22 protein-coding genes are annotated in these 23,895 nt (G+C 51.5%); 12 read left to right on the top strand and 10 right to left on the bottom strand.

Annotated features, from left to right (window positions below; translation table 11 throughout):
* Window positions 1-187 precede the first annotated feature (187 nt).
* Window positions 188-451, top strand: a complete 264-nt coding sequence (locus BLU05_RS16930; protein WP_091882263.1) for a type II toxin-antitoxin system Phd/YefM family antitoxin — start codon at window positions 188-190, stop codon at window positions 449-451.
* On the top strand, window positions 448-873 hold the full coding sequence (locus BLU05_RS16925; protein WP_091882260.1) for a type II toxin-antitoxin system VapC family toxin: 426 nt from the start codon (window positions 448-450) through the stop codon (window positions 871-873). The genes BLU05_RS16930 and BLU05_RS16925 overlap by 4 nt, the downstream gene beginning before the upstream one ends.
* A gap of 472 nt (window positions 874-1,345) precedes the next feature.
* Here the strand turns inward: BLU05_RS16925 and BLU05_RS16920 are convergent, their stop codons facing one another.
* Window positions 1,346-2,140: a helix-turn-helix transcriptional regulator gene (locus tag BLU05_RS16920; protein WP_091882257.1), complete on the bottom strand. Its 795-nt coding sequence runs from the start codon at window positions 2,138-2,140 to the stop codon at window positions 1,346-1,348.
* A gap of 136 nt (window positions 2,141-2,276) precedes the next feature.
* On the opposite strand from BLU05_RS16920, the gene BLU05_RS16915 reads away from it, so the two are divergent.
* Window positions 2,277-3,392 carry a DmpA family aminopeptidase gene (locus tag BLU05_RS16915; RefSeq protein ID WP_091882254.1) on the top strand — a complete coding sequence of 372 codons (1,116 nt, stop codon included), beginning with the start codon at window positions 2,277-2,279 and terminating at the stop codon, window positions 3,390-3,392.
* Window positions 3,393-3,447: 55 nt separating this feature from the next.
* Entirely contained in the window at window positions 3,448-4,875 is a 1,428-nt protein-coding gene (locus BLU05_RS16910; protein WP_091882251.1) for an APC family permease, read from the top strand.
* 266 nt (window positions 4,876-5,141) lie between these two features.
* On the opposite strand, the gene BLU05_RS16905 is transcribed toward BLU05_RS16910, so the two are convergent.
* Complete coding sequence (locus tag BLU05_RS16905) at window positions 5,142-6,005, bottom strand: LysR family transcriptional regulator (protein WP_091882248.1); 864 nt, start codon at window positions 6,003-6,005, stop codon at window positions 5,142-5,144.
* A gap of 314 nt (window positions 6,006-6,319) precedes the next feature.
* On the opposite strand from BLU05_RS16905, the gene BLU05_RS16900 reads away from it, so the two are divergent.
* The 6 genes from BLU05_RS16900 to BLU05_RS16875 all read left to right on the top strand — a co-directional run bounded on the left by BLU05_RS16900 (window position 6,320) and on the right by BLU05_RS16875 (window position 13,316).
* On the top strand, window positions 6,320-7,300 hold the full coding sequence (locus tag BLU05_RS16900) for a 3-hydroxyacyl-CoA dehydrogenase NAD-binding domain-containing protein (RefSeq protein WP_091882245.1): 981 nt from the start codon (window positions 6,320-6,322) through the stop codon (window positions 7,298-7,300).
* A gap of 87 nt (window positions 7,301-7,387) precedes the next feature.
* Window positions 7,388-8,845: a CoA transferase gene (locus tag BLU05_RS16895; RefSeq protein WP_091882242.1), complete on the top strand. Its 1,458-nt coding sequence runs from the start codon at window positions 7,388-7,390 to the stop codon at window positions 8,843-8,845.
* A gap of 9 nt (window positions 8,846-8,854) precedes the next feature.
* Window positions 8,855-9,793, top strand: a complete 939-nt coding sequence (locus tag BLU05_RS16890) for a hypothetical protein (RefSeq protein WP_175540638.1) — start codon at window positions 8,855-8,857, stop codon at window positions 9,791-9,793.
* Between the two features lie 154 nt (window positions 9,794-9,947).
* On the top strand, window positions 9,948-10,946 hold the full coding sequence (locus tag BLU05_RS16885; RefSeq protein ID WP_091882239.1) for an HlyD family secretion protein: 999 nt from the start codon (window positions 9,948-9,950) through the stop codon (window positions 10,944-10,946).
* Between the two features lies 1 nt (window position 10,947).
* On the top strand, window positions 10,948-12,162 hold the full coding sequence (locus tag BLU05_RS16880) for an ABC transporter permease (protein WP_091882236.1): 1,215 nt from the start codon (window positions 10,948-10,950) through the stop codon (window positions 12,160-12,162).
* The gene (locus BLU05_RS16875; protein WP_091882234.1) at window positions 12,159-13,316 is read left to right on the top strand and encodes an ABC transporter permease; all 1,158 of its coding nucleotides are present in this window, start codon (window positions 12,159-12,161) and stop codon (window positions 13,314-13,316) included. Before BLU05_RS16880 ends, BLU05_RS16875 begins: the two co-directional genes overlap by 4 nt.
* A gap of 517 nt (window positions 13,317-13,833) precedes the next feature.
* On the opposite strand, the gene BLU05_RS16870 is transcribed toward BLU05_RS16875, so the two are convergent.
* The 8 genes from BLU05_RS16870 to BLU05_RS16835 all read right to left on the bottom strand — a co-directional run bounded on the left by BLU05_RS16870 (window position 13,834) and on the right by BLU05_RS16835 (window position 20,252).
* Entirely contained in the window at window positions 13,834-14,817 is a 984-nt protein-coding gene (locus BLU05_RS16870) for a hypothetical protein (RefSeq protein ID WP_091882231.1), read from the bottom strand.
* A 125-nt stretch (window positions 14,818-14,942) separates the two neighbouring features.
* Entirely contained in the window at window positions 14,943-15,566 is a 624-nt protein-coding gene (locus BLU05_RS16865; protein ID WP_139210483.1) for a methyltransferase family protein, read from the bottom strand.
* Between the two features lie 57 nt (window positions 15,567-15,623).
* Entirely contained in the window at window positions 15,624-16,568 is a 945-nt protein-coding gene (locus BLU05_RS16860) for a DUF3313 domain-containing protein (RefSeq protein ID WP_091882225.1), read from the bottom strand.
* Between the two features lie 145 nt (window positions 16,569-16,713).
* Window positions 16,714-18,027, bottom strand: a complete 1,314-nt coding sequence (locus BLU05_RS16855; RefSeq protein ID WP_091882222.1) for a HAMP domain-containing sensor histidine kinase — start codon at window positions 18,025-18,027, stop codon at window positions 16,714-16,716.
* Between the two features lie 20 nt (window positions 18,028-18,047).
* Window positions 18,048-18,785: a response regulator transcription factor gene (locus BLU05_RS16850; protein ID WP_244518395.1), complete on the bottom strand. Its 738-nt coding sequence runs from the start codon at window positions 18,783-18,785 to the stop codon at window positions 18,048-18,050.
* 414 nt (window positions 18,786-19,199) lie between these two features.
* Window positions 19,200-19,436: a WGR domain-containing protein gene (locus BLU05_RS16845; protein ID WP_091882217.1), complete on the bottom strand. Its 237-nt coding sequence runs from the start codon at window positions 19,434-19,436 to the stop codon at window positions 19,200-19,202.
* Between the two features lie 136 nt (window positions 19,437-19,572).
* On the bottom strand, window positions 19,573-19,998 hold the full coding sequence (locus BLU05_RS16840; protein WP_091882214.1) for a type II toxin-antitoxin system VapC family toxin: 426 nt from the start codon (window positions 19,996-19,998) through the stop codon (window positions 19,573-19,575).
* Window positions 19,998-20,252 carry a type II toxin-antitoxin system VapB family antitoxin gene (locus tag BLU05_RS16835; protein ID WP_091882211.1) on the bottom strand — a complete coding sequence of 85 codons (255 nt, stop codon included), beginning with the start codon at window positions 20,250-20,252 and terminating at the stop codon, window positions 19,998-20,000. Before BLU05_RS16835 ends, BLU05_RS16840 begins: the two co-directional genes overlap by 1 nt.
* Window positions 20,253-20,627: 375 nt before the next feature.
* Between BLU05_RS16835 and BLU05_RS16830 the strand changes: the two genes are divergently transcribed.
* Together BLU05_RS16830 and BLU05_RS16825 are read left to right on the top strand one after the other, a co-directional pair.
* Window positions 20,628-22,196 (top strand): ABC transporter substrate-binding protein, encoded by a 1,569-nt coding sequence (locus BLU05_RS16830; protein ID WP_091882208.1) that lies wholly within the window; start codon window positions 20,628-20,630, stop codon window positions 22,194-22,196.
* Between the two features lie 87 nt (window positions 22,197-22,283).
* Complete coding sequence (locus BLU05_RS16825; RefSeq protein ID WP_091882206.1) at window positions 22,284-23,843, top strand: ABC transporter substrate-binding protein; 1,560 nt, start codon at window positions 22,284-22,286, stop codon at window positions 23,841-23,843.
* The last annotated feature ends 52 nt before the right edge of the window (window positions 23,844-23,895 follow it).

The raw sequence follows: 23,895 nt of genomic DNA, 5'->3' as shown, positions 1-23,895 counted from the left end.
AGCCGCAAAAGGCGAATTCTCCGTCTGGCCCATGCTCCTTGCCCAACTGCGCGCAAATGGACAACACGTCAGGCTCGTCAAAGGAAGGTGAGGAAATCTCGATTTCTCGTTGCCAAACCGAATGTTGAAATATGGTGCATTGCATGGTAAATAGTCATAATAGTCACTATAGTCAAAGGAGCGTGTCATGCCGCAACAAAGCAAAACTCCAGTTTGGACTGTAGCCAGTGCTAAAGCGCATCTTTCAGAGGTGATGGAGCGAGCACATCAAGAACCGCAGACAATCACCCGAAACGGTAAGCCAAGCGTTGTTATCGTTTCTGTAGAGGAATGGAGCCGGAAGAGTACTCGAAAGGGTAATCTCGCGGAATTTCTGTTGTCTTCACCGTTGCGTGGTTCAGATATTCAAACCGATCGTGAGCATGATCAACCGCGGGATGTGATCCTGTGAACATCTTACTTGATACGAATATTCTCTCGGAAGTGCGCCGCCCGGAGCCTGAACTTGCTGTTTTGGATTGGCTTGCCCAACTTGATGAAGACCGTGCCTTTATAAGCGTGATTTCCGTGGCAGAGATCAGACGGGGAATTGCCTTGTTGGATGAGGGCCGGAGACGGACAGCCTTGGCTGATTGGCTTGCAAATGAGCTAACGGAGCGGTTTTCGGGGCGCATACTTCCAGTTGATCCGCAGGTGGCAATTAGTTGGGGCGATCTGATGGCTGTATCCAAACGAAAAGGAATGAGTATAGCGTCAATGGATGGGTTGATCGCGGCCACGGCAGTTACCCATAATCTGACGCTCGCTACTCGCAACGTAAAGGACTTTCAGTTCCTGGATCTACAGATCATTAACCCGTGGATAGGTTCCTGAACATAATGGTTTGCCTCGGTTCGGCTAGTGATTTGAATCGCTTGTGCAAACTCGAAAGTCGCTAGAAAACGAACAGTTGTATATGCCGATAAGAAGAAAACAAGGTGAGCGAGCCGATGAGGTGTTAACGTGGAGTGGACGGGGGAGCCGCGGAAAACCCAATAAAAGCAGTGCTGTAGCGTCGGGCAAAGGCGGGAAAGTGGCCAGATTTATCTTCTGCACGGCCACAGAACGAAATCATCCTTATGAGACAGCGTGGCAACGCGGGTAACTCATAATTAGTGAGTATTTTTAGTCCAGAATGAGGAAGTTAAAACCCTAATAAATGCTTTATAAGTGAAATATAATAATAAAAACAAAGCGAAATGTCCAGAAGCCGAGATTGGAGCCGTTTCGGATTGAGATAACCGAGGCAGGAGTTGCAACGTGTTATGGTTCTTTCCGGCCAAGGGAATTGAAGTACAGCTTACGATCATCCATCGAAGCTTGAGAAGCGGGCAAAAATCTCCGCCTGACTGGTGATGCCAAGCTTTTCATAGAGGTTGCGCCGATGAACTTTGGCAGTTTCCGGGGAAATACCCATATGCGCTGCAATTCCTTTGGTGCTCTGGCCGGAAAGGAGCAGCTGAGCTGTTTGTATTTCTCGTTCGGTCAAACGTGGCTCAACTAACTCACGCAGCTTTTTTTCTATATTGGAGCGGGTCGATTGATCCGCAGGCATGCGTATGTCGCCCAGAGTGTAACGCGTCGCAAGTCGAAGCAGCGGCAGGACCCAAGGGCTGATGATTGTAAGCAGGCCATAATCGCGAGCCGAAAAACGTTGGCGCGATCCGAGTGACAAAGACAACACTCCACGGCTCTCATTACCTTCCTTGAACGAGGTGAGAAGCTGTATTTCGTCTCCTACTACATTATGCCGGAAATAGTCGTGAAAGTAGGTCGACAACCGAAACTGCGGATAAGCGACCTCGTCCAATCGATAAACTCCCGATGAAAAGGGTCTCATTGCAAATCGATAGAACGGATCATCAGTAAAGAAGGTACGCAGATAGTTGCCGAAAAGCTCGTCTTCGATATCGTCCGTGTCGCCTTCTTGCACAAGAAGAGGGGAATGGGCCTTGCGAAATATCAATACCACCCAGGATTCAAACCCCACACTCTCACGCAAAAAAGCGGCAAAGGCCGGCCAAAAGCCTTCGCTCTCGGTTAGCTCAAGCAGATGGCCGAGACGTTGATGGAACGCGAGATCTTCTTCGGTGAAATGCATTGTCCTAACCCTCTGAGGGTATCGCACGGTGTGTAAAATACCACATTCGGGGAATGGCAATCCGCATCGATCAAGTCATTATCACAAAAACTATAATGCAGGCTTAAGCCGGCACACTAAGAAATGGAGAGGGTGCATGAGCACAGTGCCGGACCACGACCCCATTGTCGTGTCACCGAATGGACGCAAGCGAGCACGCGGACTTGGATTGCCGTTGAAGGGCAATACGGGGCCGCTCAATGCCATCACTGATGTTCCCGGTATCAGCGTCGGAATGACAACGCTGATACAAGGCGACGGCGAACATGCCGTGCGCACGGGTGTCACGGCCATCCTGCCGCGAGAACGCTCGCATCTACTTCATCCTTGCTGGGCAGGGACCTTCGCCATGAATGGCAACGGCGAGTTGACAGGTTGTCATTGGATCAACGAAGCGGGCTGGTTCAATGGACCCATACTCATTACGAACACATGCTCGCTAGGCATGGCGCATCACGGCGCGGTGTGTTGGCTTATCCGCGAGTTTCCTGAAAAGATGGGCGAATCGCAATGGCCTCTTCCTGTCATTGGCGAGACGTTCGACGGCTGGCTCAACGACATAGCAGGCTTGCACGTTACTGAGCAGAATGTCCTGGATGCGATCGACAACGCGGTTGGGGGGCCCGTTCCCGAGGGAAATGTTGGCGGCGGTACAGGAATGATCTGCTACGAATTCAAAGGCGGCACAGGCACTTCTTCTCGCATTGTCGAAACGCGAGTGGGTCAGTTCACTGTTGGTGTGATTGTACAGGCCAACCATGGGCTTCGGCCGTGGCTCGAGGTGTGCGGCGTTCCAGTCGGACTGGCAATGCCCGAAGATCGGGCTTACGAGAGAGAACAGGGCTCTATCATCATCATTCTGGCGACCGACGCGCCACTGACGCCCACTCAGTTAAACCGTATCGCCAAACGTATCAGTATTGGCATGGGACGCTCAGGAACACCGTCCGGCAACGGTTCAGGCGATATTTTTCTGGCTCTGTCCACGGCGAATGATCCCGGTGAAGTTCCCATGGCGGCCGAAATCAGCTTGCGAGCGTTGGGTGACGCCGAAATGGATGCGTTCTTTCTGGCGACAGTTTCCTGCGTCGATGAGGCTATATTAAACGCTTTATGTGCGGCAGAGACGATGACTGGCAAGCGCGGCCGGGTCGTCAACGCTATGGACACGGATCAGCTCAAACAACTGATAGCTGCCCGCTCGTTCGTCTGACGCAACAGGAAACCATTAGATCACATAAGGCTGGCAAATAGATAAGGAGTTAAGAATGACGACCCCCATGTCATCCCTTCAAGTCTCACAGAAAAAAAGCGAACATTCGTTGCAAGGCAATCTGGGAGTGGGCGCCATTGTATTCATGGTGTTGGCCGCTGCCGCCCCCTTGACCGTGATCGGCGGAAATGTACCCTTGGCCATCGGTCTGGGTAACGGTGCTGGGGCACCCGTCGGCTTCCTGATTGCCGCAGCTGTCCTATTGCTTTTCTCGGTCGGGTTCGTTGCAATGACGCCTCACGTCAAAGAGGCTGGGGCCTTCTTTTCTTATGTGACTGACGGTTTGGGTGATCGTTGCGGCATGGGAATAGCTGCTGTTGCACTTCTTGCCTACACAGCAATTCAGGTTGGCATTTACGGCTATCTCGGTTGGGCAGCAAATGACACAATGCGCTTCTATGGTGGACCCGATGTTCCGTGGCCTGTCTATTCATTTGTGGCCTTGGGCTGTGTTGCTCTACTCGGATACAGGCACATTCACCTCAGCGCAAAGGTCCTCGGGCTGGCATTGGTCCTTGAAGTCGCCATTGTAGTGTTGATGGACCTGATGATTGTGGTCAACGGCGGCAATGCCGGACTGAACATCACATCGTTTACTCCGGATGCCATAATGTCAGGATCTTTGGGGATTGCAGTGCTGTTCGCCTTAACTGGTTTTATCGGTTTTGAGGCTACGGCAATCTTTCGCGATGAAGCGCGGAGCCCAGAGATCACTATTCCCCGTGCTACCTATTTGTCAGTTATAATCATCGGAGGATTCTATGCGCTGTCCGCTTGGGCGCTTGTAGTGGGCGTGGGCGTTGACAATGTAAAAGCCGTGGCGGAAGCTACCCTCGCCGGAAAAGCAAATTTGCTACTCGACCAGACGCTCCATTCTTTGGGACACATTGGACGCGATGTGGTCAATGCATTGTTGTTGAGTAGTCTGTTCGCCTGTGTGCTATCGTTTCATAACGTCATTGCGCGTTATCAGCACGTCCTGGCACGAAAAGGCCTGCTACCGACCAGGCTCGGGATCGTTCATGCAAAGCATAAATCTCCCTCATTCTCATCATTGATACAAACAGTAACCGCAATTATTATCGTGGCGATTTTCGCGCTGCTCAAGCTTGATCCATTGGTTGGAGTGTTCGGCTCGATGGCCGGAGTGGCTACGATGGGCATGATCATTTTGATGCTTACGACATCAGTCGCGGTTCTTATGTTCTTCAACGGGCGACAAGAGCTGATTATTGGTAGATTTTGGTCAACCCGCATCGCGCCGGTCATGGCTGTATTTGGATTGATTGGCTGCCTTTGGCTGGTCGTATCCAACTTTACCCTCATCACCGGCGGCAGTCTGGGAGTGAGCATTGTATTAGCCATTACCCCAGTTATGGCATTTGCTGTTGGATTTGTACGTGGCCAACACTCGCTTACCTAGAGCACAAGCTCTGAACTTTGAGGGACGAACGATAACCGCGGGAAAATCGCACCTGTTGTTTAGGCATTATGTGAATGGGATGGCTGTTCAGCGGTCTAGCCGGTCGATAATTACGCACCCGTACAGTCAGGCATGTCCTGAAACATGCGCATGGCTGGAGACGATGTTCTGTGCGAGCGCGTTATCAAGCAGGAACATAGCAGACGTTATGTCGAGACTTCATGAATACATAGCAGGATCACGGACACACTCGTTGAAATCGATTGTCATAAATCTCTGATGACACTTCGCAGCACATCTGCAAAAGACTTAATCGTCTCGTTCCCACGGCTGTTATGACGCAAGAAAAATTCAACATGTCCGGCGTCCGGGAGAAGTTTTTGTGCAAGATCCGTTGCAAGTGCTTCGTCGCCCGAAAGTAGAACGCGATTGAATAAAGATATGCCCCAGCCAGACTGAACGGCCGCTCGGGCAGCCATTACATCATCGCTTTCAAAAAATACGGTCCAACGCATGTCTGCATTATCCAGAAGCTGGAATATATGATCGCGAAGAAAGGTTGGACGGGGCAACATCACCAAGGGAACCGGCGTGTTCTCTCGTAAAATCTGCTCTGCATTTCCCACCCAAAGCAGTTTCTCTCTCAGAAGAGTCTCTCCCCGTTTATTTCCTTCCTGTTGAGCACCAATGATCACATCAAGAGTGCCGGCATCCAGCTTTGATATCAGATTGATTGTTCTACCCGTTTCACAAAGTAGCTCGAGTCTTGGATGTACACGCCTGATTTCCGTTAGCAGAGGAAAGAGCATAGGGAGGCCAAAACCGGGGGTGAAACCAAAACGTACTGAGCCTTCCAATTTGACCGCTGAGAATTGTCGGCGAATTCGCTCTGCGATTCCCAGAACTTGCCTCGCATAGATAAGCAATGTCTCTCCTGATGTGGTGAGGCAAATATCTTGATGCGATCGCGTGACGATTTGCTGACCCACCAGTCCTTCAAGGCGCTTAACCTGTGCACTTATTGCCTGCTGGGAAAGATGCATCCGTTCCGCTGCGCCAGTAAAGCTACCTTCTTCTGCCAGGCACACCAACATGTCCATCAGGACTGGATCAATAGCTCGATTTAACACGTTTGAACTCTCCCTTGCATTCCATCGTTGCGCATAAGCGCGATGCTGCCCGCTACGATAATTATAAGTTGGAAAACAACGCAATCACCAACATCCAGCGCCCTCCAAGGTGAGATTAGTTTCAATTTCTGGGATGTCCCACAAATTTTGTTTGTGAGATTGACAAAGGATTTTTGTTTCCCACCGCCATCATTCGGATTGCATAACTACCATGAACCAAATGGTGGGATGAATTTGCGGGCGACGCATTTTGGTGGGGCTTTTAGCCCTTGGATTGACGAAGCGCTTTTGAAGCCGTTGCTGAAGGAAAAACTATGCAGGATCAGAACAGCCGGGAATATCTGCATGCAAGCGGCGTGCAGAAGGCAACCATCATCGGCGGCGGAGTGATTGGAGCGTCCTGGGCTGCATTGTTTCTTGCACACGGTGTGGCTGTAATAATCAATGATCCAGATCCTGACATAGCTGATAAGGTCAAGGTATTGATAGATGGTGCCGTGCCGGCCCTTTCCGAATTGGGCTGCTGCACGGATGGAATGATGGAAAAATTATCATTCGAACAAGATCTGACAAAAGCTGTTGCAGGGGTGGATCTCGTGCAGGAATGTGGTCCGGAGCGGATCGACTTCAAGAAAGATCTTTGGCGCAGAATTGAAGCTGCTTCGGCGAATAATACACTGTTCCTATCGTCCAGCTCGAGCATCCCTGCTTCCGCACAAAGTGGCAGCATGCAGCAGCCGGAACGGCTCGTAATTGGCCATCCCTTCAATCCACCTCATCTGATGCCATTGGTCGAAGTTGTACCTGTTGCAAAAAGCGACCGCACGATGATTGCGCGCGTCATGGATTTCTACAGGGGAGTTGGCAAGGTTCCGCTGGAACTGAAAAAGGAAATACCTGGCTTTGTTGCCAATAGGCTCCAGGCCGCAATCTTTCGGGAATGTATGTATTTGGTTCGTGAGGGTATCGTTTCGATACGCGACCTTGATGATATTGTCACCAACTCCCTCGGCATTAGGTGGGCGTCGAATGGTCCTTTCCTTTCGTTTCATCTCGGCGGTGGATCGGGTGGAATGGCACATTTTGTCGAGCATCTTGGCAAGGGTGGAATGGAGCAACTCTGGGCCACTTTTGAGTCCGTATCCTTTGATTTTAGAACTAGTCGGCTTCTCATTGATCAAGCGCAGCAGTTTTATGGCGATCATTCGATCGTGGAACTCGCGGAGAACAGAGACAGGAAGCAGGTTGCCATCCTCAAAGCGCTCGATGACGTCTCGTCTGTTGATGGGGCCTGATCGTAACACAACCACTGTCGTGCAGTCCAAGGCATTGTGGACGTGGCTGTGAACGGGTTGACCAATTTGAACGAATTGTGAGGGGCCATGCTGAACTATCCCATCGTTAAAAATCACCCTGATTTGGCACGGGTTGTCGATCTCATCCTGAACGAAGCAGGATTGGATAGGGCCGATCAGGGCGGCAATCTTACGTTTACAGGTCTGGATCCCATTCGCAGAACCCATCTTAAAGTGGGGGCAATCTCAGCGGCTGTTATTGCAGCAAATTCGATTGCGACTTCGATTCTATGGCGTGAACGCACCGGAGAAGGGCAAGATATCCACGTGGATCTTAGAAAATCATACGTGACTCAAAGTCCTTGGCAGGCAAACCTTGCCCAATATACGACAATGAATGGAACGTCCCAAATGACGGGAGGGAACATTGGTCAATTGGGTGCGCTGCTGCTTCCGACGCGCGATAATCGTTGGGTTATCCTGACATCACTCTATGCCGCCAATACCGAAAGAGTTTGTAAGCTGTTGAATTGCGGCATTCTGCCTGAACAGCTCGAAAAAGCGACGCGTCAATGGGATGCAGCCAGTCTCGAAACAGCGGCGCAAGATGCAGGAGTGCCCTTGGCAGTCTGCCGGACAAGTGACGAATACAAAGCGACGGAACAATACAAATACAACGTCGCCACGCCTCTTATCCATATCGAGAAAATCGGAGAAAGCCCTGCAGAGCCGCTGCCAAGCGGGGAACGTCCTCTATCAGGATTGCGAGTGTTGGGGATGACCCACGTTGTGGCAGGCCCGACAGTTCTGCGTCAGTTGGCTGCGCAAGGTGCTGATTGCCTTAATCTGAATTCCGCGCATTGGGTGGAACTGCCAGCCATATATTGGCAATGTTATGCCGGAATCAGGCAGGCGTTCAAAGACGTCAGGAACGATGCGAACATTAGCGATATTTACGCACTCGCGCGGCAAACAGACGTATTTGTTCAAAACCTGCGGCCCCATATGGCCGCCCGACGGGGCTTTTCCGCTCAAACCTTAGCAGAACACAGACCCGGAATTATCTGTGTCGACATTGGTCTCAACGCGTCGAAAGGCCCATGGGCTGACTGGATCGGATATGACTTCATCGCAGGAGGCCTGACAGGCCTTTTCTGCGATATCGGTTCAGCGGATCAACCCCGATTGCCAAATGATGTCAATGTCGTTTGCGACTTTATGACCGGATATCTGGCGGCCATTGGTGTGCAAGCTGCGCTGCTGCGAAGGGCACGCGAAGGTGGCAGCTATCGTGTATCGGTCAATCTCGCCCAGACGATTATGCTGGAGCAGGCAATAGGCCTCATTGATACCGACACCTTGATGAAGCTTGATACACTTGGAGACGACCACAAGCCACTTCCTCCGCACCTGCAGATGGGCCAGACGGCATTTGGAGAGTTTACCCGGATGGGCTCTCAGGTTGATATGTCGAAGACGCCGGAATATTGGGCGGACCCGATCATCAATCCAATCGGCTCGAGCCGAGCGGAATGGCTCCGTTAGGATTTGACGATGAGCAATCACACAAACACTCCCCAAGGCGGACGTTTATATATCCTCCAGATAGAGCCGCCCGCAATTCTTTCGCTCGACCCGGATCGAGGCGATATCAAGTCTGTAATCACTAATCTCACCGGGATTCCAGATGGCATCCAGGTGGATGGCCCAGGCCGTACTATCTATTGGACGAACATGGGGCGCAAACCGTTGATAGAGGAGGATTTCCCGAATGCTGATGGATTGATTGAGTGTTGCGATCTCTACGGCAGTAAACATGAAGTATTGGTTGATGTGGGCGCCATCGTTACGCCGAAGCAACTTCAACTCGATGCGGCCAACGGCTTGCTCTATTGGTGTGATCGTGAGGGTATGGCGGTGATACGTTGCCGCATTGATGGTAGTGAGCTAACTCCAATTCTGCGTACCGGCAATTGGCCAGAGGATACACCCGACAGATTACGTCATTGCGTTGGCATTGCACTCGACACACGCAATAGGCACATTTACTGGACTCAGAAAGGGCCGCCTGATGGTGGACGTGGCCGTATTTTTCGCATGGGACTTACCCTGCCTTCAGGTGCTAAGCCAAATACACGCAGCGACATCAAACTCATGCTTGATGAGCTGCCTGAACCAATAGATCTCGAAATTGATCATCTCTCTGGCCATCTCTACTGGACAGATCGAGGTAATCTACCGGGTGGAAACAGTTTAAATCGGGCCAAGATCACGCGCGAGGGGTTGGAGGACCATCAAGTACTGGCTACCGGATTGTTGGAGGGTATTGGCCTCGCATTGGATATGGAGAGACGGCGTATCTTTTTGAGCGATTTGAGCGGAGCTATACGCGTTTTAGCCTTGGATAGCGGGAATTTGACAACAATTCACCAATGTTCTGGGGGCGCAACTGGTCTCGCCTACTTGAAGGAACAAAGCAAGAATTGGTTCTAGATCGAAAGGCGTGGTAAAGAACGTGACAAACAAAACTGAAAAAAGTTCACGATATCGGAAACGTCCAGATATCCACCAAGATTTCCGAAATAAGACGTTTATCCGATTTAAATCAACTTGATGATCTTAGCCAACATGTAATGGAGATCTATCGGTGACAGCTGCTTCCAAGAAGTCATCCGTCTTTCGAGCCCTTATCGGCGTTGCGGCCCTCATAGCTCTCGGTGTTGTATTGTGGTTTGCAATAAGGCCTCCGCCGCTTTCCGTGCAAGGAGAGGTGACCGCCAACCGTGTTGATTTGAGCCCAAGAGTGGGTGGCCGTATTGCCAAACTTGCCGTCAATGTTGGTGACAATGTCAAGCAGAACGATGTAGTTGCCGAACTTGAAAGCCCGGAGCTGGCCGCCGGTTTACTGGCAGCCAGAGCAGCTTTGAATGTTGCAAAGGCTGATTTTGATCGTGTGAACAGCACGCGGCCGGAAACCATTGACGCGCGAAAAGCGGATGTCGCGGCGGCACAAGCAGATGTGATCCTGTATCAGGAAATATACAGACGGCAGGCACAACTGGTGAAAACCGGTAATTCGCCTCAACAGATGTTTGACGAGGCGACACGCAATCTAGAGGCCGCCACCCGCAAGTTGGAGGCGGCCCAAGCTCAGGTGCGATTGGTTGAAAAAGGCGCAAGCGACGAAGAGAAAGCGTTGTCGGCAGCGCAGGTCAAGCAGGCGGAAGCAACGCTTGGTCAACGCATCACTGATGTTGAAGAACTGACAATTCGCGCTCCGATCTCCGGACAGGTCACTACACGTGTTGCCGAGTTGGGGGAAAACTTTAGCGCCGGAGCTCCGCTTTATTCGCTTATCGATCTCAACGATCTCTGGTTCACCTTCAATTTGAGGGAAGATCTGCTTGCCGGGCTCAAAGTTGGTGACACGTTCGAGGTCTCCGTGCCAGCCCTCGGTTCAAAGGCCTTTACCGTCAGTGTTTCGACAATTAGCGTCCAGGGACAATTTGCGACATGGCGCGCCACCCGCGCAACCGGCGATTTTGATCTGCGTACTTTCGAAGTGAGAGCCAAACCGGTAGAGCGTGTGGAAGGATTGCGCCCGGGTATGAGTGTCATTACCGCATGGAATCGGCAGGCCAGCTGACATGACTGGCGTGGGCAGCATCACACCGGGCTTTTGGCTGGTATTTTGCAGAGAATTTGCCTGGCTGCGGCGTCGGCCCTTTCTGTTGTGTCTGACAACATTCGTCCCGCTCGTCCTTATGGGAATATTGACGCTTACATTCAGCGCGGGGCTTGTGACGCGCCTGCCTATTGCGGTGCTTGATCTTGATGGCACAGAATTGTCCCGTCAGGTGATCCGTACCGTCGATGCGACGCCCGATTCAGCTATCGCGATGCGCGTTACCGACCTTGCAGAAGGCAAGCACGCAATCTTGTCCGGAAAAATCTATGGGCTGCTTCTATTACCCCGCAATCTGGAGCGGGACGTTTTTGCGGGCCGTCGCCCTGAAGTTGTGTTCTTTTACAACAACCAACTGATGACTCCGGGAAGTCTTGCCGCGCGCGGTATCAACAATGCTGTTCCAGCGGTGGAAGGTGCAGTAAAGGTATCTTTACGAACAAGCCGTGGTATTGCCCCAGAAGCAGCACAACAGGCAATCACACCGATACCCGTTCAGATGCAGACGCTGTTCAATCCGACCCAGAATTACGCGCATTTCCTTTTGGCAAGTGTCGTGCCAGCCGTGTTGCAGATTGTGATCGTGTTGTCATCTGCATACGCTGCCGGTCTCGATACAGAAACAACGCATCGCCTGCGCATCTTACGCCGCCTCGGTCATGGTCTGTGGCCAGCAATGGCTGGCAAAATTCTGCCCTATACGCTGTTGTTTTTGGGAGTGTTGGGCGTCGCCGATGCTCTATTGTTCGGTGTTTTGGAACTGCCGTTACGCGGCAACCCATTTCTCTTGCTTGCCGCTGGGACACTTTTTATCCTGGCTTGCCAATTCTATGGCTTAGTGCTTGCCCTGTTTTTCAAACCGGTGGCATCCGCAATCAGCCTGGCGACATTGATTGTCTCTCCGGCGTTCGGTTTTATGGGTATTGGGTTTCCTCGCCTTGGCATGAATGCATTTGCCTATTGGTGGGGAGCTACATTGCCAGGCACCTGGTATCTGACGGCCCGTGTTGATCAGACGGTAAGGGGAACTCCCTTTGATCTTTCGCTTCATCCCATTCTGGTGCTGTTGGCATTCGTAATTGGTCTCGCGCTAGTGGCTGGAGTGAAGCTTGAGTTTGTGCGCCGGGAAACCGAGCGCCACAAGCGAGATGTACGTGCGGTGGGGATCGGGACATGAGCGGGGTAGTCGGTGTCTATCGCCATGAACTGAAGCGGATATTTGAGCTCAAGGCGATCTTCTCAACACTCTTTGTAGCAGCATTGATTTATGCTGTTTATTATCCGCAACCGTATCGAAACGAAGCATTGCGCGACGTACCTGTCGCGATCATCGATCTCGATGGTACAACGTCCAGCCGCGAGCTCGCGCGACGCATCGATGCCTCATCTGACGTGGCCGTGGCCATGGTTCTACCCGATTTGGCAACTGCCGAACGAGAAGTCTTCAAACGTACTCTTTCCGGCGCCGTTGTCATCCCGCTTAATTTCGAGCGTGATCTTTTGCATGGTCGTTCCTCGCCAATCTCGCTCTATGCAGACTCCAGCTATTTCCTGATCTACTCACGGGTGGCTGGTGCTGTGACAGGCGTAGCGCGCGCCTACGGCGCGGAGGTTGAAACAGCACGTCTGATAGGATTTGGAATTAACCCGGCAGTTGCCGCATCGGCGGTAGGTCCCATGCCGCTTGTCTCTATTCCACTCTTCAATCCGCAGAGCGGCTATGCGACGTATCTACTACCAGGCGCTTTTGCAATTATCATGCAGCAAACGTTGCTGATTGCAGTATGCCTGCTTGCGACAATGTCCAATAAACCAAGCGCTGCAAATCTTCACATATCCTATGCCGGGGCGATATCCTCTGTGCTTGGCAAGCTTGCTGCCTATCTGACGATTGCAGCAGTGATCGTGCCGTTTTATTTCATTCTTCTTCCTTATTTCTATAACATCCCGCGATTGGGTTCGATCGTCGTCATTCTTGTTGCGGCGATACCCTTCGTTCTTTCAGTCAGTGCACTCGGTCTGGTTCTCGGATCGCTGTTTCGCTCACCTCTCGCTGTGCAACTCACTGCGGCCGCCCTTGGTATGCCTCTGTTTTTTCTCTCTGGTTTTTCATGGCCAATTGAGGCAGTCCCGCCGTTCCTCCGCGCTTTGTCGCAACTTATCCCCGGCAGTATCGCTATCGCTGCCATGACCCAGGTTGTGGAAATGGGCGCGTCGATTGCCGACATTCGCAATCAATTTCTGGGGCTATGGGCGCTCGCTCTCGGCTACACGATACTGGCCGCTTTGTTGGAGTGGCGCGGGAGTAACAAGCCGAAATCCATGCCGTAATTTTACAGAGATGGTACGATGAATAAGGCGTGTGACAACGGTCTCGGTTGAAGAAGTTGGAGTTTCTGCATCTCGATCATCTTCAGAGATATTTCGTTTAACAAATTTCTCACGGAGTAATTTGGGGCGGAACAAGCCGCTCATGCGGCGAGAAACTCACGCCGTGCGCAGCGTTCGGCCCTCGAACAATCCATATATATTCGCGTCGGCACTTATGGATGGCGATCGAAGGACTGCTTTGGAGCCGGTCGTGGATCGAGCGAATGACTGATATGGGGGCGCAAAGCGGCCATTGAGCGTTAAAACTTGAATATGGGCTCAGCTACAACGCCTGACGAGTGATCTCTACCAAAAAGATCAATCTGCGCCCCTTTTGCCTGACCGAGCGTATGCCAACAATCTCGGAAATCTATAATGAGGCCAAACGCTTGGTGCATGAGCAGACGCCGGCTAGCCCACCAACGGCGGTCAATATCCCATGCCGAACCAAGCTTCAGCGCGAACTGTAGCAGTCATGTTACCATTTTCTAAAATTGAAGATGCGGATTTCGCTCTCAAAGAAGGTCAACTTCGAAGACGAAATTATCGAGCGCGATTCCAACCAGTCCACAAATTCCCGATTTTCTGAAGTGTTGGCTATGGTTGGCTGCCGCCATCCTGGTTCGATATCAGAAAATGGCTTCGGTAACTGGTGAATCACCGCTTTGACTTGCTCGTCTGACATCAGATTCTGACACTTATTAAACAATGAGATTTGAACGGCGACTGGTTCAACGTATATAATCACCGCGTGAGCGGCTTCTGGCGTCAGATGACTCACATCCGCGTTGGAGCGATGGAATACCCTACCGACGATGGAGGTGCGATGTGATATGCGTGCCAGCACAGTCAGGTCCATCTTTTCAATGATTTTGAGCTTCCGATCATCTTCGATGTTTGACGCTAGTAGCTTCTCACGAAAGTCGTCGTTTACGGAGAATTTGTCTTCACTAGCGAGATATTCGTCAATATTCTTAGCTAAGAACCGAACCTGCGGCGCCTCGTTTCCTGCCAAAAACGAAAATGCCTTTTCGGAGAAAGTGATCGCCGCCGCTTCAACGAGTATACGCAATTTGTCCGAGCCCAAATTCTCAGGAAACTGTATAAACTCCTTTTGCAACGCGCCAAGATACACTCGATAGGCATCATCGTCGAAATCACTGTTGTTGATCAGGAATTGACGTAGTGGAAGAGCCTCTTTTCGATCGTCGATGGTGACACCTGAGAGTAGGGACTGCACTTCAGGAAGTTGAAGGTACGCTGTAAGTGTTTGCGCATCGAAATCGTCACTCGATATAAATGTTAGACAATTTTCCCACGATGCTTCGATCCTGCGCAATCGAAACACTGACGATCGAAGTCGAGCCGGAACCTGCTCTAGCGTGGGCAGCATAGCCGTTTGCTGCTCCAGGAACTGTTCCAGATATTCAACTTTAATCTCATCGTGGTTGATAACATTCATGATAACCGCCTATCCAGCGGGCACGTCATTGGTTCGCCGTGGCGGAAGATTAATTGTTAGCATTCTACTGCCTTGGTAATTTGCACAAACGCTGTCCCGGCGTTTTCTTGATGCCAGACAGATGCTCAAAAAATAGGATAAGTATCCGGCATCAAGTTCTGACTTCGCAGATATTCAGTCAGTTCTACCAGAGGTATGACACTCATGAAAAAAATGCTGTCCCTAAAGGTGGCACCGAGTGCTTTTGGATGAAACCGAGCAATGCCGCTATCAACATAAAGACTGAAATTGGGCAAAAAAAACGGAACGCGACGGGCGTATTCATCGTACATTGACCCGAATTTGGATTGAAGAAACTCCGCTTCGCGTTGAGCCGTTCGGTAGAGAATTGCGCAAGTCGCAACACCTAAAATAGTGGCGAGTATCAAGCTGCCAAACAACAATCCAATCGCCGCCGCTCCTAGAACTGAAAAGAGATAAAGGGGATTTCTGGTTATCGAGTACGGGCCAGAGGTGACAAGAACGATATTCTTGTTTCCACCTGCATAAAGAATTGACCACAGACGTCCAAAAACGCATCCCAAGAGCAGCATCAGTCCGGCAAGTTTCAAAACTTCTCTTACAACTGACCCCTCAACCCAAATTGGATAGGTACCAATGAATAAGGGAATGAGAGCGATGCAGGTCAATTGCATAACGCGTAATCGAAGACGTTGATTAAAAGGGGTGATGTTGCGATGCAGAGGCACGTGTGAGTTCCATAGTTTGAATGTTTGCGGCAATCTGCGCAGATAAGAGCAGCTTAATCATTGTTGCGGGGCCAAGCTGCCTTGCGTTTTGCCGGACTTGTCAGTCCAAGATGGTGGAGCACCGAGCTTGGAACCAACCGCACCCATCAAACCGGGGGCCCGACCGAACATCTCGCAAGCCGCATATTTCGGCTTGCCGCCAAACATCGAATTCATCTTCTGCCCAGAAGGCAGTGCGAACTGCACACCCGATGGTTCCTTGCCTGTGACAATCATCCGGGAAAAGTAGTTTCCAAAGTTGGAAGCAAGACTATAGGCGTCACCCACGTCTGAAACTCGGGCACTGTTGGTAATCGAGTTCGCGCCCTTGGACCATACAACTGCAGCGCGCTGTGTACCATTATGATCAATAGCCTCCGCTTCAACGGCAAGACCGCCAAGCCCGGCCGGAAGTCGGGGAACACCGATTGGTAAAACAGCACTGCTGCCGAGTGAAACGGCGGTCGATACCCCCGCTATCGTTTTGTTTGTTGGAACGATGTCTGTAACCACCGTTCGAACGGTCAAGTCTGCAGGTTGGTTTAATCCAACCACTTGGTATTTGTCACTCAATGCAACACAAACAGCCCGGTCCAGCGCATTTGCAACCAACGCGCGATCTTCAGCTCGGCTAACCCGCGATGATGCCCCGAAAGCATAGGCGGTAGGTACGATCTTGACTGTTTTCATGCCTGCAAGACTTGCTCCGTCTATGAACGAACGCGATTTTGTAAACTTGCCCTTCGCTGTGCCAAGGCGGTCGTAGGATGTCAGTGTTCCGGCTTCCTTTAGAGGTACGGATGTACAACCGCCAACTACAAGGACAACAGGCAGGGCCAGACAAGCCAGATTATACCTTTGCAGCGATATCCGTGTTTTACCAATCCCCTTCACCCTTACATGGAACCGATTTATCGGCGATTTAGGCAGGCTTGATGGCGGGTATCGAAGGAAAAAATACATCGTGGGGAAACTCCTGGCCGAGGTTATTGCAAACGGACACGACTTTGCTGTGATCGTGCTTTGTTTATTCACGAAACCGCGTTGCCTGGTGTTTTTAAATGTTAAGATTCATTGCGAGACTGGTGCGAAAAGATGGCACGGCTCTTTAAGTATCAATGACCGCTTCCCGTTGGTCGTCGGGTGTCTCTTCAATCGACCGGATTGTCAGACGGGCGATAAGGCCATGCGGTTCACGGTCGAGAAGGCTCAGACTTCCGCCGTGGTGTTTTGCAATCCCGTGCGCTATTGGCAGGCCGAGCCCAAAGCCGCCACGCGTTAGAGCGGGACGAGCTATATCAGCTTTAAAGAATGGTTCGAACACCTTCTTCTTCAGCTCATCGGACAATCCCGGTCCATCATCGCAGACATCAATCAAGACCTCGTCCGCCGTTTTTCCCTGCTGCAGGACGACTTCTACATGCTTGCCATAACGTGACGCGTTATCGAGAAGATTGGTTACCGCGCGCGCAAGCAGACGAGGCTTGCATGTGAGTGGTAGTCGCGGTGGCCCGCTGAATGTTACTGGCACACCCGTATCCGAAAAGTCTGTCACCAGCGTCTGAAGCAGGCTGGTAAGGTCGGCCTTGCGCGAAACGTCGGCGTTTGAACTCATGTTCTTCAAATACACCATTGCGTCGCTGATCATGTTGGAGAGCATTGCAATATCACGCAGCATCTGGCGCTGAAGCTCTGGATCGGTGCAACATTCCGCCCGCATGCGCAAACGGGTGAGCGGTGTCCTTAAATCGTGTCCGAGGGCACGCAGCATATTGGCGCGGCGATCAACCATGCCTCTGATCCTTATTCTCATTGCATTGAGGGACTCGCTCAGGCTTCTTATTTCCGAGACGTTTCCTGATGAGAACGCCTCCTTGTCACTGTCCTGAAGGCTAACACGCTGCGCCATTTCCGTAAAACGCGTGAGTGGTCGCGTTATCCGGTGACTAAGATAGAGGGACAGTGCAAGGACAGGCAGTGCCAAAGCCAAAAACTGTGAGAGGTCGAATAGGAAGTCTTGACTCAAAGTTGGAAGGTTCTGCGGAACCCTGAGACTGAAGGTCAGAACACTATTCTGGTTTACTTGTACCGCCAGAACCTTCGTGTCATCCGTCATGTCAGTCAAAGCAGCAACGAGACTGGTTCGAGCAGAGCCCACGCGTTCTGTCGCGCTGGTTACTGAATTCAGATTGTCCAGCTTTACAGAAAATCCGGCTTGAGATGCGGCATTGAGGATGAGCGCCTGTTCCGAGCTGCCGGAAGCATTGCGAATTTGATCCACCACCATCAACAGTCGACCTGCGTTGAAATTGGCCCATTCCCGGTGGGTGTGCCTGACGTCGATCACTGACTGCATAAAGGCAAGAAAAGCAGCCAGAACAAGGATGGGTACGGATGATAGCAGAAAAATTTGCTTCGTCATTGATGATGAAAACAACGCGTTCAACACGATAGTTTCTCGACTTTAGGGGTAAATATGTAGCCGCCAAGACGCACAGTCTTGATGAAAGACGGCTCCTGACCCGGCTCAATCTTTTGGCGGACGCGACTGATATGCACATCGATGCTCCGGTGTACCGGACCAGCCGAACCCGCATGCGTGAGCGCAAGAATTTGCTTGCGCGTCATGACTTTGCCGGGGTTGTTGCAAAAGGCGATCAGAATATCCAGTTCGGCAGTTGTCATGGAAACCTCAACACCTTCCGGGTCGCGGACTTGCCGCTTGGCAAGGTCGATACGCCAGCCGGAAAAAACCAGCGTTACCGTTTCATCAGGTGAATGCTTTCCGTAATCTGCCCTTCGCAATAGGCCTTTCACGCGGGCAAACAATTCCCTCGAATTGAACGGCTTGGTGACATAATCGTCGGCGCCCAACTCAATCCCAAGAATGCGATCGATATCTTCGCCAAGAGCAGTCAGCATCAGGATGGGAATTGTCATGGACGCACGGAGCCGTTTGCAGATGCTAAAACCATCTTCGCCGGGGAGCATTGCGTCGAGAATGATAAGATCGAAGCTCGTTTCGCTCAGTTGTTGATCCAATTCCCAGCCAGAGATAACAAATGTTGCGTCAAAACCTGCGCCTGACAGCAAAGTCACCAGCATGTTTGCAATTTCCGGGTCGTCTTCAACAACCAGAATCCGTGCTGCAGAACCCGGTAGCGATGCCTGCTGTGACAAAATATTCTCCCAACTTTCCAAAGACTGAATCTGCAAAAAAATCATAGCATATTTCGAGACTCTCTCATCCAGAGCGCGCAATGGCTCCCGTCGTGATCAATCTCTTATGGGCAACGCAAGGATTATTTGGGTTTTTTAATGTTAAGAAATGTTTCTAATCATCGGACCATTTAAGAACTGGCGAGAATGTGTCCTCCAGAGCAAGGTCAGTTTGTCTTGCTTGCGACTGATCTGTAACTCAAAGATCAGCAGGCATAAGCCAGCATAACACCGATTGCGCAGACTCAGTGCAATTCCCTTCAAGGTGATCATTGCAAGGTAATGGTTTTGAATGGACAAATTAACAATTACGGATTTTTTGTCTCTAATCCAAATTATCCAAGATAGCCTCTTAGCCGCATTTACAAAGGAAGCTTACTTATAGCCTTTATGGCATTTCTGGTGTGTTAGCTTTTCAAAGGCTTTCTGTAATGCGGAAGAGTTGGAAAACGTGTCGACCTTCTGTTGTCCTCTTGTGCCAATTCTCCCCCAATTGCGCACGAGCGATATCTCACCAAAAAGGGTTGGCTGCATGGTCAGGCTATAATATCGCGCCATGTTGCGATCGGGATCACAATGCGTGACATGGAATGATTGTGGGCTGTCAGACATGCCCTCAAGGATCCTGATTTCAGAAGCAATCGTCCAATGACAAATTTGAATCTGTACAACTCCGTCGATTCAAATCTTTGATGGGAATGCCGTGCTGCGAGGCAACGATCGGCAAGTCAAACCGAACATTTTTACATCACTTCCGATTTTGTACAGACGAGGGATAAGTTTCAACGTCCGTCTCTTGTAACAAACGATCAAGTGTAAGCAGGGGTTGGCGCATGGCCTTTGCATAGGCATAGTGAAAGCAATCGAAATTACTTAAAGCGCGCTTTCCAATTCCGTGCTTTTCAGCGACTGCGACTGCATAGGACAATACTCGCCGCGGAGAGGGCGCATCGCGAAGCTGAATACTTCTTGCATCCAACCATTCAATCACAGCACCTTCCGCTTCACTATAGCGGCAATTGAGCTGGTCCGGTCGAGAGAGGACGATGATCGCCTCCCAGGCCGCGAGGGATGACGTTATCGGATTGGTGGCTTCAAGTAATGCATCTTCGTACTCTGCCGCCGTAGTTTCTCCAGCCATTATAGAGACGATCGCACAGGCATCGACGAACATTATTCGTCACCTGCTAGATCGTGGTCGAGATCGTGATAGGCGTCCGTTGGGACAGGCTCGCGCCCCATTGCAAAAGCCAGACCGCGCTTTTCGAGAATGCGACGCGCAGTTTCGCTCGGAGCTTCTTTCCGTCGGCGTGCCTGGATCGTTTCTTTCAATGCAACAATCACCGCATCGGTGATGCTACTGCCATCTATATCAGCGAGCTTTCGTGCTAGTGTGTCTGCCTGAGAGTTGCGAATATTTAACACCATTATGTGTAGCTCCTTCTGCGTAGTCAGACTATGATATATGTGTAGCTTTGGCAAGCGCAATGCTGGAAACTGACATTAAAAGTGAAACCGGAAGGTGGGGGAAAGCCAAGATGCATACTTGTTGATTTCCACTGATGGGTTGGATGCCTTCTCCTTTGTTGGTGACGTAAAGCATCACCGTATGGCGCACTGCGATGCCGGTAGGAGGGGCATCCAACCCATCAGTGGAAATCAACACCGTATACTTTATTGGTGCCAATAATGAAGAAAATTGTCGACAATATAGTTGACAAAGCAGAATCCTTGTGGCCTATGGGAGGAAATAAAAGTCGCGGGCATGCTTAGCGACAGCGCTCACGGGAGGAGGAAATACCGATGACGCGACTGCGAAAATCCGTCTTGGTGGCAATGACATCGTTGCTATTGTTTGGAACGGCAGCGGAGGCCGCGACACTGAAGTGGGCCGGGCAGCGGGACATATTCTCTCTCGATCCCTATTCCTACGGTTCGACATCCAATCTGGCGTTCTTGAATCATATCTACGAAGGGCTGGTGCGTTACACGCCTGAGTTTAAGGTCGTTCCGGCACTGGCCACTGAATGGCAGCTGATCGATAATAAGTATTGGCGTTTTAAACTCCGCCAAGGTGTGAAGTTCCACAATGGTGCGGATTTCACTGCTGATGACGTCATTGCATCGCTCAAGCGTGTAAGTGATCCGGGCTCACCGCTCAGGGGCAATATCCCTCTCTATGTTGGATCGAAGAAGGTCGATAATTATACGGTCGATATCGAGGTCTCGGCGCCATCGCCGCTCTTCCTCAACGACCTGACGAATATCTTCATGTTTAATGCTCAATGGCTCATCGACAATAAGAGTGAAAAGCCGACCGACGTTGGCGCGCAGGTCGAGGGCTATGCAACCTACCACGCGAACGGTACCGGGCCCTTTAAGCTTGAGAGCCGTGTTCCGGACAGCAAAACCATTCTCGTTGTGAACGGCGGTTGGTGGGATGAAAAGAAGCATAATATCGATCGCATTGAGTTTACGCCGATTACATCCGCGGCAACGCGGGTAGCTGCTCTATTGTCAGGAGAGGTTGATCTGGTTGACGCGGCCCCTATTCAGGACATCAGCCGCCTCGAATCTACGCCGGGTGTCAAGGTCGATAAACGCTCGGATTTGCGAACGATTTCCATTGCATTCAATCGTCGGGAAAAACTTGCGGATGGACGTGACAATCCATTCAACGATTTGCGGGTGCGACAGGCGTTCGACCATGCAATTGACCGGGATCTGATCAACAAGAAGGTCATGCGCGGACTGGCACATCCCGCCGGTGTTTTGGTTGCTCCGGAAATACCGGGTTATAGCGCCGATCTGGACAAGCCTGCGACCTATGATCCGCAATTGTCGCGCAAGCTCCTGGCTGAAGCAGGGCAGAGTGGTCTCGCCTTTACCTATCTTTGCATGAACGATGAAAGCGTAAACGAGGAGGACGTTTGCTCTGGTGTGGTCAACATGCTGACGCGTGCCGGCTTCAAGCCAACCCTCGACATCGGCCCGCGTGCCGTGCAGACACCAAAACGCTCAAGCGGCAAATCTGATGTGTATATGGTTGGCTGGGCTAACGAGCCCACGCTTGATGCCTATTCGATTCTGGTTCAGGTGCTTTCCACCCGTCATGGTGCAGACGGTGTTGCGAACTATGGCGGCTGGTCTTATCCCGAACTCGACAAGATGGTCAAAGATGCTGCCCTGGAACAGGATCGTGACAAACGTCTGGCGATTGAAACTGCAGCGCTGAAATTCGCTAAGGATCAAACGATCATGATCCCGTTGCATCAGCAGCCGATGGCCTGGGCCATGACCAGCAAGATTGAAAATGTCGTGATCAGAGCTGACAACAAACCAAGGCATTGGCTGACACGCATAACTGACTGATCTGCAGCGCCTTTGGCGCTGTCTGATAACCAAAGCAAGACCTCCGTTCAAGGAGGCGGCAAACGTCCAGAAGCGGAGCATACCATAATGTTGAAGCAACTTGGTCTCGCGGCCACGGTGGCGATGAGCCTGATTTTTCCGGCCCAAGCCGCAACACTCAAATGGGGTGCGCCCCATGATATATATTCGCTCGATCCTTATTCTTATGGGGACAGCTATACGCTTGCTTTCCTGAACCACGTCTATGAAGGCCTGGTTCGATATGACGCCAAGCTGAAGATTGAACCGGCCCTTGCCACATCGTGGGAGACAGTGTCGGACACGGTCTGGCGGTTTCATCTGCGCAAGGGAGTGAAGTTCCACAACAGTGCGGGTTTTACCGCCGATGACGTCTTGGCCTCGCTCACCCGCGTCAGCGACAAGACCTCGCCCCTGCGTGGAAATCTGCCCGCCTACAAATCGGCAAAAAAGGTTGATGACTATACCATCGACATCGAGCTGACGGGGCCGTATCCGCTTCTGCTCAACGATTTGACCAACATTCACATCTTCAATGCGGCTTGGCTCGCCGACAACAATTCGCTGAAGCCGACCGACGTCGGCGCAAAGCTTGAGGGCTATGCGACTTATCATGCCAATGGCACCGGCCCTTTCGTTATTGAAAGCCGGGTACCGGACAGCAAGACGGTTCTCGTCAAGAATCCGAATTGGTGGGACAAGTCCGAAACCAATGTCGATCGTATTGAATTCACGCCGATAACATCGGCAGCCACCCGTGTTGCGGCTCTCCTGTCAGGCGAGATCAACTTCACCGATAACGCCCCCTCCCAGGACCTGCCCCGCCTCTCGGCCCAGCCTGAACTCAAGGTCATGGAGCGGACTGATCTGAGGACGGTCATGATGGGGTTCAATCGCAAGCCGAAGCTCACCAACGGTGATGACAACAAGTTCAACGATCTACGTGTGCGGCAGGCATTCGCCCATGCACTCGACCCGCAATTGATCCAGAAACGCATCATGCGCGGTAAATCGCGCACGGCGGGTGCGATCATTGCCCCCGAAATTCCGGGTTACATCGAGGCGCTCGACAAGCCGGTGTCCTACGATCCTGAACTCTCCAAGAAACTGTTGGCAGAGGCTGGAGCAAAAGATTTCGCTTTCACGCTCGTGTGCACGACAGACGCTTATGTCAACGAAGAAGAGCTCTGCCAGGGTATAGTCAACATGCTGAGCCGTGCCGGCTTCAAACCGCAGCTCGATATTGCACCGGTGGCTGCTCAAACGCCCAAACGCACCAATGGCAAGGCTGATGTCTATCTCATCGGTTGGGCGAACGAGCCGATGCTCGACAGCTATTCCATCCTGCTTCAGATGATTCAGACGAAGACGGACAAAGCCGGTGTCTTCAACTGGGGAGGCTGGAGCTATCCTGAAATCGACAAGCTGGTCATACAGGCCTCGACGGAGATGGACAGGAGCAAGCGGCTGGCGCTGCAGACCAAGGCCCTGCAGATGGTCAAGGATGAGATCATCATGCTTCCCTTGCACCAGCAGCCCATGGCTTGGGTGATGACGGACAAGATCGACCATATCGTTCAACTGCCCGACAACAAACCCCGTCACTGGTTGACGCATTTTGCCAAGTAGAAGTGGCGGTTTGCCGCGACGGGTTCAAGGCAGACAGAATTAAGGGAGGCGA

Origin of the sequence: Phyllobacterium sp. OV277, assembly GCF_900104355.1 — a bacterium.
Classification (GTDB): domain Bacteria; phylum Pseudomonadota; class Alphaproteobacteria; order Rhizobiales; family Rhizobiaceae; genus Phyllobacterium.
This window is presented reverse-complemented; position numbering and strand designations above follow the sequence as displayed.

Coding starts and splice junctions, on each gene's coding strand:
- BLU05_RS16845 (WP_091882217.1), bottom strand. CDS start 19,436: ATGTCTGACAGCCCACAATCATTCCATGTCACGCATTGTGATCCCGAT.
- BLU05_RS16860 (WP_091882225.1), bottom strand. CDS start 16,568: ATGTATTTTTTCCTTCGATACCCGCCATCAAGCCTGCCTAAATCGCCG.
- BLU05_RS16855 (WP_091882222.1), bottom strand. CDS start 18,027: ATGACGAAGCAAATTTTTCTGCTATCATCCGTACCCATCCTTGTTCTG.
- BLU05_RS16910 (WP_091882251.1), top strand. CDS start 3,448: ATGACGACCCCCATGTCATCCCTTCAAGTCTCACAGAAAAAAAGCGAA.
- BLU05_RS16875 (WP_091882234.1), top strand. CDS start 12,159: ATGAGCGGGGTAGTCGGTGTCTATCGCCATGAACTGAAGCGGATATTT.
- BLU05_RS16920 (WP_091882257.1), bottom strand. CDS start 2,140: ATGCATTTCACCGAAGAAGATCTCGCGTTCCATCAACGTCTCGGCCAT.
- BLU05_RS16915 (WP_091882254.1), top strand. CDS start 2,277: ATGAGCACAGTGCCGGACCACGACCCCATTGTCGTGTCACCGAATGGA.
- BLU05_RS16870 (WP_091882231.1), bottom strand. CDS start 14,817: ATGAATGTTATCAACCACGATGAGATTAAAGTTGAATATCTGGAACAG.
- BLU05_RS16895 (WP_091882242.1), top strand. CDS start 7,388: ATGCTGAACTATCCCATCGTTAAAAATCACCCTGATTTGGCACGGGTT.
- BLU05_RS16900 (WP_091882245.1), top strand. CDS start 6,320: ATGCAGGATCAGAACAGCCGGGAATATCTGCATGCAAGCGGCGTGCAG.
- BLU05_RS16835 (WP_091882211.1), bottom strand. CDS start 20,252: ATGGTGTTAAATATTCGCAACTCTCAGGCAGACACACTAGCACGAAAG.
- BLU05_RS16830 (WP_091882208.1), top strand. CDS start 20,628: ATGACGCGACTGCGAAAATCCGTCTTGGTGGCAATGACATCGTTGCTA.
- BLU05_RS16880 (WP_091882236.1), top strand. CDS start 10,948: ATGACTGGCGTGGGCAGCATCACACCGGGCTTTTGGCTGGTATTTTGC.
- BLU05_RS16890 (WP_175540638.1), top strand. CDS start 8,855: ATGAGCAATCACACAAACACTCCCCAAGGCGGACGTTTATATATCCTC.
- BLU05_RS16840 (WP_091882214.1), bottom strand. CDS start 19,998: ATGTTCGTCGATGCCTGTGCGATCGTCTCTATAATGGCTGGAGAAACT.
- BLU05_RS16930 (WP_091882263.1), top strand. CDS start 188: ATGCCGCAACAAAGCAAAACTCCAGTTTGGACTGTAGCCAGTGCTAAA.
- BLU05_RS16825 (WP_091882206.1), top strand. CDS start 22,284: ATGTTGAAGCAACTTGGTCTCGCGGCCACGGTGGCGATGAGCCTGATT.